Here is a 14,143-nt window from a genome sequence, read left to right as displayed (position 1 = left end):
GGACTCTCCTCTTACTTCTTCTTCGACAGGTTGGTCGGCTTGCCCTTGCCGCCGCCGGACTGCTTACCCGTCGTGCCGCCGCCCTGCTTCTGGCCGCCCGCCCGTGGAGCACCGGCCCGCGGCGCGCCGCCACTGCCCTTGCCGCCGCCACCGGATCTGGGCGCACCGCTCTTGGGGGCACCGCCCGACTTCGGGGCGCCGGGCTTGGTGCCGCCCGCGGCAGGCTTCGTGTCCTGCACATCGGCCGCCGTGGCGCCGCTGGAGCCGGGGGTGTCCGATCCTGCCGAGTCGCCGGCCCGGGGCGCTCCGGGGCCGCCTGCGGCGCCTCCGGTCCCCCGCTTGGCCTTCGGCTGCCGCTTGGGCTGGGTGCGGTTCGCCCGGGCGACCTCGACGGCCTCCTTCGCGGCGACCTCCTCGGGCGCCTCGACCAACTTGCCCTTGGCCCGCAGCCGCTCCTGGCGCTGCTGGAAGGCCAGGCTGCCGGGGGTGGGGTTGCGGTAGATCACGAACATCTGCTGGCCCATGGTCCACACGTTGGTGGTCAGCCAGTAGATGAGGACACCGACGGGGAAGTTGATGCCCAGGACGGCGAAGACGAGCGGGAAGACGTACATCAGCATCTTCTGCTGCTGCATGAACGGGGTCTTCACGGACATGTCGACGTTCTTCGTCATCAGCTGGCGCTGCGTGTAGAACTGCGAAGCCGACATCAGCAGGATCATCACGATGGTGACAACCCTCACATCGACGAGCGTGGCGCCGAGGGAGTGGGCCTTCGCCGAGTTGTCCAGGAACTTCGCCGCGAGCGGGGCGCCGAAGATGTGCGCGTGCTGCGCGCTCTCGACGAGGTTGGTGTGGATGACACCGACCTCGTTGCCCTTCGCGATGTTGCTGAGCACGTGGTAGAGCGCGAAGAAGAACGGGGACTGCGCCAGAATCGGCAGGCACGAGGAGAGCGGGTTGGTGCCCGTCTCCTTGTACAGCTTCATCATCTCTTCGGACTGCTTCTGGCGGTCGTTCTTGTAGCGCTCCTGGATCGCCTTCATCTTCGGCTGGAGCGCCTGCATGTTCCGGGTGGACTTGATCTGCTTGACGAACAGCGGGATCAGACAGATCCGGATCAGGACCACCAGCGAGACGATGGACAGACCCCACGCCCAGCCGCTGTCCTTGTCGAAGATCAGGCTGTAGAACGCGTGGAACTGGACGATGATCCACGACACTGCGTCGTATAGGGGGTTCAGGATCCCCACGGTCAGGCTCCTTGGGCGTGAGAGGGTCCGGTGGGCTCGGGCGTGACGGGCCCGTCGGAGCCGCCCCGCAGTGTGCGGCGCAGCAGTTCGTGCCATGGCGGCCGCTTACGCGGCGGGACGTGGTCCACTCCGCCGGGCGACCAGGGGTTGCACCGGAGGATGCGCCACGCGGTAAGGGCGGTGCCCTTGACCGCGCCATGCCGGTCGATCGCGGTGTACCCGTAGTGGGAGCACGACGGGTAGTACCGGCAGACCGGGCCGAGCAATGGACTGATCGTCCACTGGTACAGCTTGATCAGTGCCAGCAGCGGGTATTTCATTGAGCCACCCTCCCCTCGGCGTCGCCATGGGTGTCACGGCCCAGCAGCCGCTCCAGTGCGGCGTCCAGGTCGAGGGCCAGCTGTGCTTGGTCAGCGCCTCCCGCGTCGGGAAGCGCGCGTACCACTACCAGGCTACCGGGGGGCAGCAGAGACAGACGCGCCCGGACGAGATGACGCAATTTGCGCTTTACCTGATTCCGCAGTACCGCCCCGCCGACCGCTTTGCTCACGACGAAACCCGCACGTGCCGGGGGAGTGCTCTCCCCCGGCAGATGCGGGTAGGTGGCGTCTCGGCGCAGATGGACGACCAGCAGCGGGCGGCCCGCCCGGCGTCCACGGCGAACCGCCGTCGCGAAGTCCTGGCGCCGCCTCAGCCGATTCTCGGTGGGCAGCACGACATCAGGCCTGAGGCAATCAGGCGGACAGACGCGCGCGGCCCTTGCCACGGCGGGTCGCGAGGATCGCGCGGCCCGCACGGGTGCGCATCCGCAGGCGGAAGCCGTGGGTCTTGGCGCGGCGGCGGTTGTTCGGCTGGAAGGTGCGCTTGCTCACTCGGGGGCTCCAGGAGAGATCGGGTCCGGCGGGGCGTCGCCTGGCTGTCACCGTGCGCCCACGAAAAGCTCGCGGACCAAACGGGTGCACCGCTTGACGATCGCCCGGCAGCGTTAACGCTCCGGAAGATCCTCGCCCATCGGTAGGCAGGCGGCAGCAGCCATCGACAACTCGACCTCGATACGGTACGTGCGGCTAGGCCATCCGGTCAAACCCGGCGGCGCGGCCCCGCCATTTGTACACAGCCTGTGGACAACGACTTGAACCGCGCACGCCGCGCTGATTACCGTGGCTGAACTCCGTACTCTTCCCGCCCCTGCCGAGGTCCACACGCCTGCGGGAGTTCGCTGCCCCCACCTACGCAACTAAGCAACCCGAGAGAGCGTGCCCTGTGGCTGACGTATCCGCCGATCTTGCCGCAGTGTGGCCACAAGTGCTCCGGAAGCTGCTGGTGGACAGCGAGGACCTGAAACCCACCCACGCCGAGTGGCTCCGGCGCATCCAGCCGCTGGCCCTGGTGGCCGGCACCGCCGTGCTGTCGGCGCCGAACGAGTACGCCAAGAAGATCCTCGAAGGGCAGCAGCTCAAGCAGTTGATCACCGATGTGCTCAGCCACGAGTTCGGTCACCCGGTGGGGATCGCCATCGCCGTCGCGTCCGGCGGCGAGCAGGATCCGAGCGCCCCGCCGCCGCCCGTCCTGCCCGAGCAGCCGCAGGGCGGCCCTGATCCCTACGACGAGGCGCCGCGGATGCGCCGGGCCTACCAGGATCAGCCGGATGGCGGTACGGACGACTGGTCGCCGCGTGCGCCGGGCGAGGAGTGGCAGCAGCCCGGGCTCGGGAACTGGGGGGCGCCGGCCGGCGGGGGTTTCCAGGACCGCAGGCCCGATCCGTATCCCGACACTCGGGACGGACGTGATAATCGCGACAATCGAGACAGCCGCGACCCGCGCGACGACCGCGGTGACCGCGGTGACCGCGACCCGAGGGACCAGCGGGACCCGCGGCTCGACGGGCGCGACCACCGCGACCCGAGGGATCCCCGCGGCCACCGCGACGACCTCGATCACCGGGACGGCCGCGGGGACCGCGACCGGGACCGCTACCGCCCCGACCGCCTCGACGGCGGCTACCCGGCCGTCCCGCACCAGGCGCACCCTGCCGACCGCCCCTACGGACCCGGCTCCGGCGGCTATCCCCCGCAGGGGGCGCCGCCGCCCGCCGCGCGGCCCGACCGATCCTCGATGCCGCCCGGCGGCGCGGGGGGCGGCGGTACGGGCGGCAGCGGCGGGGCGGTGGAGCCCACTGCCCGGCTGAACCCGAAGTACCTCTTCGACACCTTCGTGATCGGCGCGTCCAACCGCTTCGCGCACGCCGCCGCGGTCGCGGTGGCCGAGGCGCCGGCGAAGGCGTACAACCCGCTGTTCATCTACGGCGAGTCCGGTCTGGGCAAGACGCACCTGCTGCACGCGATCGGGCACTACGCGCGCAGCCTCTACCCCGGCACCCGGGTCAGGTACGTCAGCTCGGAGGAGTTCACCAACGAGTTCATCAACTCCATCAGGGACGGCAAGGCCGACGCCTTCCGCAAGCGCTACCGGGACATGGACATCCTGCTGGTCGACGACATCCAGTTCCTGGCGAGCAAGGAGTCGACGCAGGAGGAGTTCTTCCACACCTTCAACACGCTGCACAACGCCAACAAGCAGATCGTGCTGTCCTCCGACCGGCCGCCCAAGCAGCTGGTCACCCTGGAGGACCGGCTGCGCAACCGCTTCGAGTGGGGCCTGATCACCGACGTCCAGCCGCCCGAGCTGGAGACCCGGATCGCGATCCTGCGCAAGAAGGCGGTCCAGGAGCAGCTGAACGCGCCGCCCGAGGTCCTGGAGTTCATCGCGTCGCGGATCTCCCGCAACATCCGGGAGCTGGAGGGCGCGCTGATCCGGGTCACCGCCTTCGCGAGCCTGAACCGGCAGCCGGTGGACCTGCAGCTCACCGAGATCGTGCTCAAGGACCTGATCCCGGGCGGCGAGGACTCGGTGCCGGAGATCAGCGGGACGGCGATCATGGCGGAGACCGCGGCCTACTTCGGGCTCGCGGTGGACGACCTGTCCGGTTCCTCCCGCAGCCGGGTGCTGGTCACCGCGCGGCAGATCGCCATGTATCTGTGCCGGGAGCTGACCGACCTGTCGCTGCCCAAGATCGGCGCCCTCTTCGGCGGCCGCGACCACACCACGGTGATGCACGCGGACCGGAAGATCCGCTCGCTGATGGCCGAGCGGCGGTCCATCTACAACCAGGTGACCGAGCTGACCAACCGCATCAAGAGCTGACGCGCGCCGCCTTCTGTTCGATTACCCGTCGCCGCGGTCCTGTTGTCCACAGGATCGCGGCGATTTGTCTGTCCACACCCTGGGGACACCGGAGTTGTCCAGATACTCTCCACAGGCGGGCTGCCCGCGACGGCGTACGGGCTGCTCAGTGGGGTGGGGATATGTGGGTAACCGGTGTCCACAGACTGTGGACGGACCGGCTGTCCACAAGGCCCCCCGACCGGTTGTCCACCGCTCGCCCACAGGTTGAGGCCGGTTGTGCACAGCTCGGGGCCACTTCTCCACATCTTTGTCCACTGTTCGGCAACGAAATGCGCTCTGTCCCACGGGAGAGTGAAAGCCGTCACACCAACGTGGTGGATTGGCCTGGGGAGAACCGGGGTATTTCTGGGGACGGAGCTGGGGACAACCCGGGGTCGCCTGTGTACGGGGTGTGCACAACTTTCGGCCGTCCACAGCACCCCCTGGTTGTCCACCGGTGCCGTCCACAGGCTCTGGGGATAAAAAACACCGGCTGACCTGCGCAGGAACCGGTTATCCACGGTATCCACAACCCCTACTACTACGACTACACGTAGAGAACGGGGAAACTGCTTCGAAGTGGCTGCTGTGCACAACTCGGCCCTCGCCGCCCGGCACCTCGTGTCGCCGCTTGACGCCAAGCCGCTCCGAGTGACAGTCCTGTGCGTCAGACTGTTCCCCGACAGCTGGCAACAAGCAGGAGGCGGTTCCGGTGAAGATCCGGGTGGAGCGCGACGTACTTGCCGAGGCAGTGGCTTGGGCAGCCCGCAGCCTCCCGGCCCGCCCCCCGGTGCCGGTGCTCGCCGGACTGCTGCTCAAGGCCGAGGACGGCCAGCTGAGCCTGTCCGGCTTCGACTACGAGGTCTCGGCCCGGGTCGCCGTCGAGGCCGAGGTGGACGAGGAGGGCACCGTCCTGGTGTCCGGCCGGCTGCTCGCCGACATCTCCCGGGCGCTGCCCAACCGCCCGGTGGAGATCTCCACCGACGGGGTGCGCGTCACCGTCGTCTGCGGCAGCTCCCGCTTCACGCTGCACACCCTGCCGGTGGAGGAGTATCCGGCGCTGCCCGCGATGCCCGTCGCGTCCGGCACCGTCCCCGGTGAGGTCTTCGCCGCCGCCGCCAGCCAGGTCGCCATCGCGGCCGGCCGGGACGACACCCTGCCGGTGCTGACCGGCGTGCGGATCGAGATCGAGGGCGACACGGTGACGCTGGCCGCCACCGACCGCTACCGCTTCGCGGTCCGCGAGTTCCTGTGGAAGCCGGAGCAGGCCGACATCTCCGCCGTCGCCCTGGTGCCCGCCAAGACGCTCCAGGACACCGCCAAGTCACTCACCAGCGGTGACACCGTGTCCATCGCACTGGCCGGCTCCGGCGCGGGCGAGGGCCTGATCGGCTTCGAGGGCGCGGGGCGGCGTACGACGACCCGGCTGCTTGAAGGCGACCTGCCGAAATACCGCACGCTGTTCCCGACCGAGTTCGCCTCCGTCGCGGTGATCGAGACCGCGCCCTTCGTCGAGGCGGTCAAGCGCGTCGCCCTGGTCGCCGAGCGCAACACCCCGGTGCGGCTGAGCTTCGAGCAGGGTGTGCTCACCCTGGAGGCCGGCTCCAGCGACGACGCACAGGCTGTGGAAAGGGTCGACGCCACGCTGGAGGGCGACGACATCTCGATCGCCTTCAACCCGACCTTCCTGCTCGACGGTCTGAGCGCGATCGACTCCCCCGCCGCGCAGCTGTCGTTCACCACCTCCACCAAGCCGGCCCTGCTCAGCGGACGGGCGGCCGTCGACGCCGAACCCGACGAGGCGTACAAGTACCTGATCATGCCGGTGCGGCTGTCCGGCTGAGCCCACCCGCGGCGCGGGCCGCGGCCGACGTAGGCTCATCCCCAGGTCAGGTTCAGGGTCAGGCAGCGGCCGGCGTCCACCGGATATCCCGGGCGCCCGCGACGCCTCGAACGAAGGGTTTGTGATGGAGCTCGGTCTCATCGGTCTCGGCAAGATGGGCGGCAACATGCGCGAGCGCATCCGCCGCGCGGGCCACACCGTCATCGGCTACGACCGCAACCCGGATCTCGCCGACGCCCACAGTCTCAAGGAGCTGGTGGACTCGCTGCACGGGCCGCGGGTGGTCTGGGTGATGGTGCCGGCCGGCGCCGCGACCCAGTCCACCATCGACCAGCTCGGCGAGCTGCTCTCCCCCGGCGACGTGGTGGTCGACGGCGGCAACTCCCGCTGGACGGACGACGAGAAGCACGCCGACCAGCTGGCGGCCAAGGGCATCGGCTTCGTCGACTGCGGCGTCTCCGGCGGCGTCTGGGGCCTGTCCAACGGCTACGCGCTGATGTACGGCGGCAAGGACGAGGACGTCGCCAAGGCGCAGCCGATCTTCGACGCGCTCAAGCCCGAGGGTGACTCCGGCGCGGTGCACGCGGGCCGGGTCGGCGCCGGCCACTTCGCGAAGATGGTCCACAACGGCATCGAGTACGCGATGATGCAGGCCTACGCCGAGGGCTGGGAGCTGCTGGAGGCCGTGGGTTCGGTCACCGACGTCCGCGAGGTCTTCCGCTCCTGGAAGTCCGGCACGGTCATCCGCTCCTGGCTGCTCGACCTGGCCGTGGACGCCCTCGACAAGGACGAGCACCTGACCAACCTGCGCGGTTACGCCGACGACTCGGGCGAGGGCCGCTGGACGGTGGAGGCCGCGATCGACAACGCGGTGCCGCTGCCGGCGATCACCGCCTCGCTCTTCGCGCGTTTCTCCTCCCGCCAGGAGGACTCGCCGCAGATGAAGATGGTCGCCGCGCTCCGCAACGAATTCGGCGGCCACGCCGTCACCGCCGCCGAGTAGGCGGCCCGCACCACACAGCAAGCAGGGAGGTCGGCGCGGCGACGCGCCAAGCACGCGATGCACGTAGCGCACCTGTCGCTCGCCGACTTCCGCTCCTACGCCCGGGCCGAGGTCCCACTCGACCCGGGCGTCACGGCTTTCGTGGGCCCCAACGGGCAGGGCAAGACCAACCTGGTCGAGGCGGTCGGCTATCTGGCCACGCTGGGCAGCCACCGGGTCGCCTCCGACGCCCCGCTGGTCAGGGTCGGCGCCGAGCGTGCGGTGGTACGCGCCCAGGTGGTGCAGGGGTCGCCCGGCCTGCCCGGTGCGATACCGGCCGACGCGGAGCGCCGCCGGCTGCTGGAGCTGGAGATCAACCCGGGCCGGGCCAACCGGGCCAGGATCAACCGCTCCTCCCAGGTCAGGCCGCGCGATCTGCTCGGCATCGTCCGCAGCGTGCTCTTCGCGCCGGAGGACCTGGCGCTGGTCAAGGGCGACCCGGGCGAGCGCCGCCGCTTCCTCGACGAGCTGATCACCGCCCGGGCCCCCCGGCTCGCGGGGGTGCGCAGCGACTTCGAACGCGTGCTCAAGCAGCGCAACACGCTGCTGAAGACCGCCGCGCTGGCCCGCAGGCACGGCGGCAAGGGCGCCGACCTGTCCACCCTGGACGTGTGGGACCAGCACCTGGCCACGGTCGGGGCCGAGCTGCTGGCCCACCGGCTCGACCTGGTGGCGGCGCTGCAGCCGCTGGCCGACAAGGCGTACGAGCAGGTGGCGCCGGGCGGCGGCCCGGTGGGCCTGGACTACCGCAGCTCGATCGGCGACGAGGCGATGGCGGGCGCCACCGGCCGCGAGGAGCTCTTCCAGCGGCTGCTCGAAGCGCTGACGGCGGCACGGCGGCAGGAGATCGAGCGCGGGGTGACGCTGGTCGGCCCGCACCGGGACGACCTGGTGCTCAGGCTCGGCCCGATGCCCGCCAAGGGCTACGCCAGCCACGGCGAGTCCTGGTCGTACGCGCTGGCACTGCGGCTGGCCTCCTACGAGCTGCTGTGCGCCGACGGGGAGGAGCCGGTGCTCGTCCTGGACGACGTCTTCGCCGAGCTGGACGCCAGGCGCCGGGAGCGGCTGGCCGAGCTGGTGGCGCCGGGCGAGCAGGTGCTGGTCACCGCGGCGGTGGACGACGACGTACCGGGAGTGCTGCGCGGGGCGCGCTTCGCGGTGGAGAACGGGACGGTGGTTCGGCAGTGAGCGAGACGGCGGGGACCGGCGACGTACCCCAGCAGCCCGCGCCCCCTGAGGCGTCGGGCGTGGATCTGGCGCGGGTGGCGCTGCGGGCGGCCAAGGAGCAGGCCAGGGCCAGGGGCGCCGCGGCCGTACAGAAGAAGCAGGCCAGGCGGGGCGGGCTGCGCAGCGGCGCGAGGGCGGACGGCAGGGACCCGCTGCCGCTGGGCGCGGCCATCAACCGGCTGATCACCGAGCGCGGCTGGGAGGCGCCGGCCGCGGTCGGCGGCGTGATGGGCCGCTGGCCGCAGCTGGTCGGTCCCGAGGTCGCCCAGCACTGCTCGCCTGACCGCTACGACGAGGAGGCGCGGGTGCTCACCGTGCAGTGCGACTCCACGGCCTGGGCGACCCAGCTGCGGCTGCTGGCCCCGACCCTGGTGGCCCGGCTCAACGCCGACCTCGGCCACGGCACGGTCAAGCTGCTCAAGGTGCTCGCCCCGGCGGCGCCGACCCGCAACTACGGCCGGCTGCGGGCGCCCGGCAGCCGGGGCCCGGGGGACACGTACGGCTGAGCGGGCCGCTGCCGGGCGCCCGCACGGGCCTGGCGCGGGGAAGGGTCGCCGTACTCACGGCGGCCCTTTTCGTACGCTCGCGCGATCGGCGGAGCGCGCCCCTGCTCAGCGTAGCCGGACCCTGACAGCCGGAAGCCCTGGAGGCCCGTGTGAGCGGTTTTGGCACCGGGGCCGCGTGTAGGGAGTCGGGCGGCGGCCGGTTTGGGCGGCACATGGGAAGGGAGGTACCGGCAAAGCCCCATTCATGTCGGCGCTACCGGTAGACTGATGTCACACCGCCCTCCCCTGGCATCGCGGCAGGGGTACCCCAGCGGAACATGTCGAAGACGCAGCCGATCCCGCCCCGCGGGACCCGGCTCGTGCTGTGCCAGAAAGGGCGCTTCGTGGCCGATTCCGGCAACCCCAACGAGAAATCCAGCAAGTCCTACGACGCCAGTGCGATCACCGTGCTCGAAGGCCTGGACGCGGTGCGCAAGCGCCCGGGTATGTACATCGGCTCGACCGGTGAACGCGGCCTGCACCACCTCGTGCAAGAGGTGGTCGACAACTCGGTCGACGAGGCGATGGCCGGGCACGCGGACACCATCGATGTGACGATCCTCGCCGACGGCGGCGTCCGGGTGGTCGACAACGGCCGCGGCATCCCGGTCGGCATGGTCGCCTCCGAGGGCAAGCCGGCCATCGAGGTGGTGCTGACCGTCCTGCACGCAGGCGGGAAGTTCGGCGGCGGCGGCTACGCGGTCTCCGGCGGTCTGCACGGCGTCGGCGTCTCGGTGGTCAACGCGCTGTCCACGCGCGTCGCCGTCGAGGTCCGCACCGAGGGCCACCGCTGGACGCAGGACTACAAGCTGGGGGTGCCGACCGCGCCGCTGGCGAAGAACGAGACGGTCGAGGAGACCGGCACCTCGGTCACCTTCTGGGCCGACCCGGACATCTTCGAGACCACCGACTACTCCTTCGAGACGCTGTCCCGGCGCTTCCAGGAGATGGCGTTCCTCAACAAGGGCCTGCGGATCTCGTTGACCGACGAGCGCGCCGACCACGTGGACGAGGAGGGCAAGCCGCTTGCCGTCTCGTACTACTACGAGGGCGGCCTGGTCGACTATGTGACATATCTCAACTCGCGCAAGGGTGAGCTGATCCACCCCACCGTCATCGACATCGAGGCGGAGGACAAGGAGCGGCTGCTCTCCGTCGAGGTCGCGATGCAGTGGAACAGCCAGTACAGCGAGGGCGTCTACAGCTTCGCCAACACCATCCACACCCACGAGGGCGGCACCCACGAGGAGGGCTTCCGCGCGGCGCTGACCAGCCTGGTCAACAAGTACGCGCGCGAGAAGAAGCTGCTCCGTGAGAAGGACGACAACCTCAACGGCGAGGACATCCGCGAGGGCCTGACGGCGATCATCTCGGTCAAGCTCGGCGAGCCGCAGTTCGAGGGCCAGACCAAGACCAAGCTGGGCAACACCGAGGCGAAGACCTTCGTGCAGAAGGTCGTGCACGAGCACCTGACCGACTGGCTGGACCGCAACCCCACCGAGGCCGCGGACATCATCCGCAAGTCGATCCAGGCGGCCACCGCCCGGGTCGCGGCCCGCAAGGCGCGCGACCTGACCCGCCGCAAGGGCCTGCTGGAGTCGGCGTCGCTGCCGGGCAAGCTCAGCGACTGCCAGTCCAACGACCCGACGAAGTGCGAGATCTTCATCGTCGAGGGCGACTCGGCCGGCGGCTCGGCGAAGTCCGGCCGCAATCCGCAGTATCAGGCGATCCTGCCGATCCGCGGCAAGATCCTGAACGTGGAGAAGGCCAGGATCGACAAGATCCTGCAGAACACCGAGATCCAGGCGCTGATCTCGGCCTTCGGCACCGGGGTCCACGAGGACTTCGACATCACCAAGCTGCGCTATCACAAGATCATCCTGATGGCGGACGCCGACGTGGACGGCCAGCACATCAACACGCTGCTGCTGACCTTCCTCTTCCGCTTCATGCGTCCGCTGGTCGAGGCCGGGCACGTCTACCTGTCCCGCCCGCCGCTGTACAAGATCAAGTGGGGTCGCGACGACTTCGAGTACGCCTACTCCGACCGTGAGCGCGACGCGCTGGTCGAGCTGGGCAAGGGGAGCGGCAAGCGGATCCGCGAGGACTCGATCCAGCGCTTCAAGGGCCTGGGCGAGATGAACGCGGAGGAGCTGCGGGTCACCACGATGGACATCGACCACCGGGTGCTCGGCCAGGTCACGCTGGACGACGCGGCCCAGGCCGACGACCTGTTCTCGGTGCTGATGGGCGAGGACGTGGAAGCGCGCCGCTCGTTCATCCAGCGCAACGCCAAGGACGTCCGGTTCCTGGACATCTGAGTCGGCCCCCACTTTGGCCGTGTGAAAGGACAATCTGACAGCGATGGCCGACGAGACCCCCAACATCCCACCCGTGCCCGACGTCCCCGCGTCCGAGCGGGAACTGCGCAACGAGTCCGGCGGACTGCGTGTCGAGCCCGTCGGGCTCGAGACCGAGATGCAGCGCAGCTATCTCGACTACGCGATGTCCGTCATCGTCTCCCGCGCGCTGCCGGACGTGCGCGACGGCCTCAAGCCGGTGCACCGCCGGGTGCTGTACGCGATGTACGACGGCGGCTACCGGCCCGAGAAGGGCTTCTACAAGTGCGCCCGCGTCGTCGGCGACGTCATGGGCACCTACCACCCGCACGGCGACTCCTCGATCTACGACGCGCTGGTCCGGCTCGCGCAGCCGTGGTCGATGCGGATGCCGCTGGTGGACTCCAACGGCAACTTCGGTTCACCGGGCAACGATCCGGCCGCCGCCATGCGGTACACCGAGTGCAAGATGATGCCGCTGTCCATGGAGATGGTCAGGGACATCGACGAGGAGACCGTCGACCTCCAGGACAACTACGACGGCCGCAACCAGGAGCCGACGGTTCTGCCGGCGCGCTTCCCGAACCTGCTGATCAACGGTTCGGCGGGTATCGCGGTCGGCATGGCCACCAACATCCCGCCGCACAATCTGCGCGAGGTCGCCGACGGCGCCCAGTGGTGCCTGGCCAACCCCTCGGCCACCCCGGAGGAGTTGCTCGACGCGCTCATGGAGCGCATCAAGGGCCCGGACTTCCCGACCGGCGCCCTGGTCGTCGGCCGCCGCGGCATCGAGGACGCGTACCGCACCGGCCGCGGCTCGATCACCATGCGGGCGATCGTCGCGGTCGAGGAGATCCAGAACCGGCAGTGCCTGGTCGTCACCGAGCTGCCGTACCAGACCAACCCGGACAACCTGGCGCAGAAGATCGCCGACCTGGTCAAGGACGGCAAGATCGGCGGCATCGCCGACGTCCGCGACGAGACCTCGTCGCGGACCGGCCAGCGCCTGGTGATCGTGCTGAAGCGGGACGCGGTCGCCAAGGTGGTGCTGAACAACCTCTACAAGCACACCGACCTGCAGACCAACTTCGGCGCCAACATGCTGGCCCTGGTCGACGGCGTGCCGCGCACCCTGTCGCTGGACGCGTTCATCCGCAACTGGGTGAACCACCAGGTCGAGGTCGTCGTCCGGCGCACCCGCTTCCGGCTGCGCAAGGCCGAGGAGCGCGCCCACATCCTGCGCGGCCTGCTCAAGGCCCTGGACGCGATCGACGAGGTCATCGCGCTGATCCGGCGCAGCGACACCGTCGACGTGGCGCGTGAAGGCCTGATGGGCCTGCTGGACATCGACGAGATCCAGGCCAACGCGATCCTGGAGATGCAGCTCCGCCGGCTGGCTGCCCTGGAGCGGCAGAAGATCATCGCCGAGCACGACGAGCTGCAGGCGAAGATCAACGAGTACAACGCGATCCTCGCCTCGCCCGAGAAGCAGCGGCAGATCATCAGCGAGGAGCTGCAGGCCATCGTCGACAAGTTCGGCGACGACCGGCGCAGCAAGCTGGTGCCCTTCGACGGTGACATGTCCATCGAGGACCTGATCGCCGAGGAGGACATCGTCGTCACGATCAGCCGTGGCGGCTATGTCAAGCGCACCAAGACCGAGGACTACCGCTCGCAGAAGCGCGGCGGCAAGGGCGTACGCGGCACGAAGCTCAAGCAGGACGACATCGTCGACCACTTCTTCGTGACCACCACCCACCAGTGGCTGCTGTTCTTCACCAACAAGGGCCGGGTCTACCGTGCGAAGGCCTACGAGCTGCCGGACGCCGGACGGGACGCGCGCGGCCAGCACGTGGCCAATCTGCTGGCCTTCCAGCCCGACGAGCGGATCGCCCAGATCCTGGCCATCAAGGACTACCAGGCGGCGCCGTATCTGGTGCTGGCCACCAAGTCCGGCCTGGTGAAGAAGACCGCGCTGAGAGACTACGACTCCCCGCGGTCGGGCGGCGTGATCGCCATCAACCTGCGGGAGGCCCAGGTCGAGGGCGGCTTCGACGAGCTGATCGGCGCCGAGCTTGTCTCGGCCGACGACGACCTGCTGCTGGTCAGCCGTAAGGCGCAGTGCATCCGCTTCACCGCATCGGACGATGCGCTGCGGCCGATGGGCCGGGCCACGTCCGGTGTGAAGGGCATGAGTTTCCGCGAGGGTGACGAACTGCTCTCGATGAATGTCGTCAGGACCGGTACGTTCGTCTTCACCGCCACCGACGGCGGTTATGCGAAACGCACGGCTGTGGACGAGTATCGGGTGCAGGGCCGCGGCGGACTGGGGATCAAGGCAGCCAAGATCGTTGAGGACCGGGGCTCGCTGGTCGGGGCGCTGGTGGTCGAGGAGACCGATGAGATCCTCGCCATCACGCTGAGCGGCGGGGTGATCAGAACGCGGGTCAACGAGGTCAGGGAGACGGGCCGTGACACCATGGGCGTCCAGCTGATCAACCTCGGCAAGCGGGATGCCGTGGTCGGTATCGCGCGTAATGCCGAAGCAGAGGATGATCCTGAGGCGGCCGGTATCGTCGGCGTCGAGGATGATGACACAGTGCACGACAGTGAGCACGACGTTGCGGCCGAGGGCGGGCAGCCCGCGGCCGGTGAACCGGAGGAGTAAG

General features: G+C 69.5%; 11 protein-coding genes. 7 read left to right on the top strand and 4 right to left on the bottom strand.

What is annotated here, in order from left to right; genetic code table 11:
• Window positions 1-11: 11 nt before the first annotated feature.
• Genes yidC through rpmH form a run of 4 tightly spaced genes read right to left on the bottom strand, consistent with a single transcriptional unit; the run spans window position 12 to window position 2,125 of the window.
• The gene (yidC, locus tag OG702_RS18070; protein WP_327289922.1) at window positions 12-1,253 is read right to left on the bottom strand and encodes a membrane protein insertase YidC; all 1,242 of its coding nucleotides are present in this window, start codon (window positions 1,251-1,253) and stop codon (window positions 12-14) included.
• Between the two features lie 2 nt (window positions 1,254-1,255).
• Complete coding sequence (yidD, locus tag OG702_RS18065; protein WP_327289921.1) at window positions 1,256-1,573, bottom strand: membrane protein insertion efficiency factor YidD; 318 nt, start codon at window positions 1,571-1,573, stop codon at window positions 1,256-1,258.
• On the bottom strand, window positions 1,570-1,968 hold the full coding sequence (rnpA, locus tag OG702_RS18060) for a ribonuclease P protein component (RefSeq protein WP_327289920.1): 399 nt from the start codon (window positions 1,966-1,968) through the stop codon (window positions 1,570-1,572). The genes yidD and rnpA overlap by 4 nt, the downstream gene beginning before the upstream one ends.
• Before the next feature lie 19 nt (window positions 1,969-1,987).
• Window positions 1,988-2,125, bottom strand: coding sequence for a 50S ribosomal protein L34 (rpmH, locus tag OG702_RS18055; protein WP_030354375.1), 138 nt, complete (start codon window positions 2,123-2,125; stop codon window positions 1,988-1,990).
• Between the two features lie 391 nt (window positions 2,126-2,516).
• Between rpmH and dnaA the strand changes: the two genes are divergently transcribed.
• From dnaA to gyrA, 7 genes are all read left to right on the top strand, one after another.
• Window positions 2,517-4,457, top strand: coding sequence for a chromosomal replication initiator protein DnaA (gene dnaA, locus OG702_RS18050; RefSeq protein WP_327289919.1), 1,941 nt, complete (start codon window positions 2,517-2,519; stop codon window positions 4,455-4,457).
• Window positions 4,458-5,190: 733 nt separating this feature from the next.
• Window positions 5,191-6,321, top strand: coding sequence for a DNA polymerase III subunit beta (gene dnaN / locus OG702_RS18045; RefSeq protein ID WP_327289918.1), 1,131 nt, complete (start codon window positions 5,191-5,193; stop codon window positions 6,319-6,321).
• A 124-nt stretch (window positions 6,322-6,445) separates the two neighbouring features.
• Window positions 6,446-7,324, top strand: a complete 879-nt coding sequence (gene gnd / locus OG702_RS18040; RefSeq protein ID WP_327289917.1) for a phosphogluconate dehydrogenase (NAD(+)-dependent, decarboxylating) — start codon at window positions 6,446-6,448, stop codon at window positions 7,322-7,324.
• Between the two features lie 57 nt (window positions 7,325-7,381).
• Entirely contained in the window at window positions 7,382-8,551 is a 1,170-nt protein-coding gene (gene recF, locus OG702_RS18035; RefSeq protein WP_327289916.1) for a DNA replication/repair protein RecF, read from the top strand.
• Window positions 8,548-9,096: a DUF721 domain-containing protein gene (locus OG702_RS18030; RefSeq protein ID WP_327289915.1), complete on the top strand. Its 549-nt coding sequence runs from the start codon at window positions 8,548-8,550 to the stop codon at window positions 9,094-9,096. The genes recF and OG702_RS18030 overlap by 4 nt, the downstream gene beginning before the upstream one ends.
• 359 nt (window positions 9,097-9,455) lie before the next feature.
• A complete protein-coding gene (gene gyrB / locus OG702_RS18025; protein ID WP_327293275.1) occupies window positions 9,456-11,456 on the top strand; it encodes a DNA topoisomerase (ATP-hydrolyzing) subunit B in 2,001 nt (666 codons plus the stop codon).
• 43 nt (window positions 11,457-11,499) lie between these two features.
• Window positions 11,500-14,142, top strand: a complete 2,643-nt coding sequence (gene gyrA, locus OG702_RS18020; protein WP_327289914.1) for a DNA gyrase subunit A — start codon at window positions 11,500-11,502, stop codon at window positions 14,140-14,142.
• The last annotated feature ends 1 nt before the right edge of the window (window position 14,143 follow it).

The organism is Streptomyces sp. NBC_01198 (assembly GCF_036010485.1).
In the GTDB taxonomy this organism is placed as follows: Bacteria; Actinomycetota; Actinomycetes; order Streptomycetales; family Streptomycetaceae; genus Actinacidiphila.
This window is presented reverse-complemented; position numbering and strand designations above follow the sequence as displayed.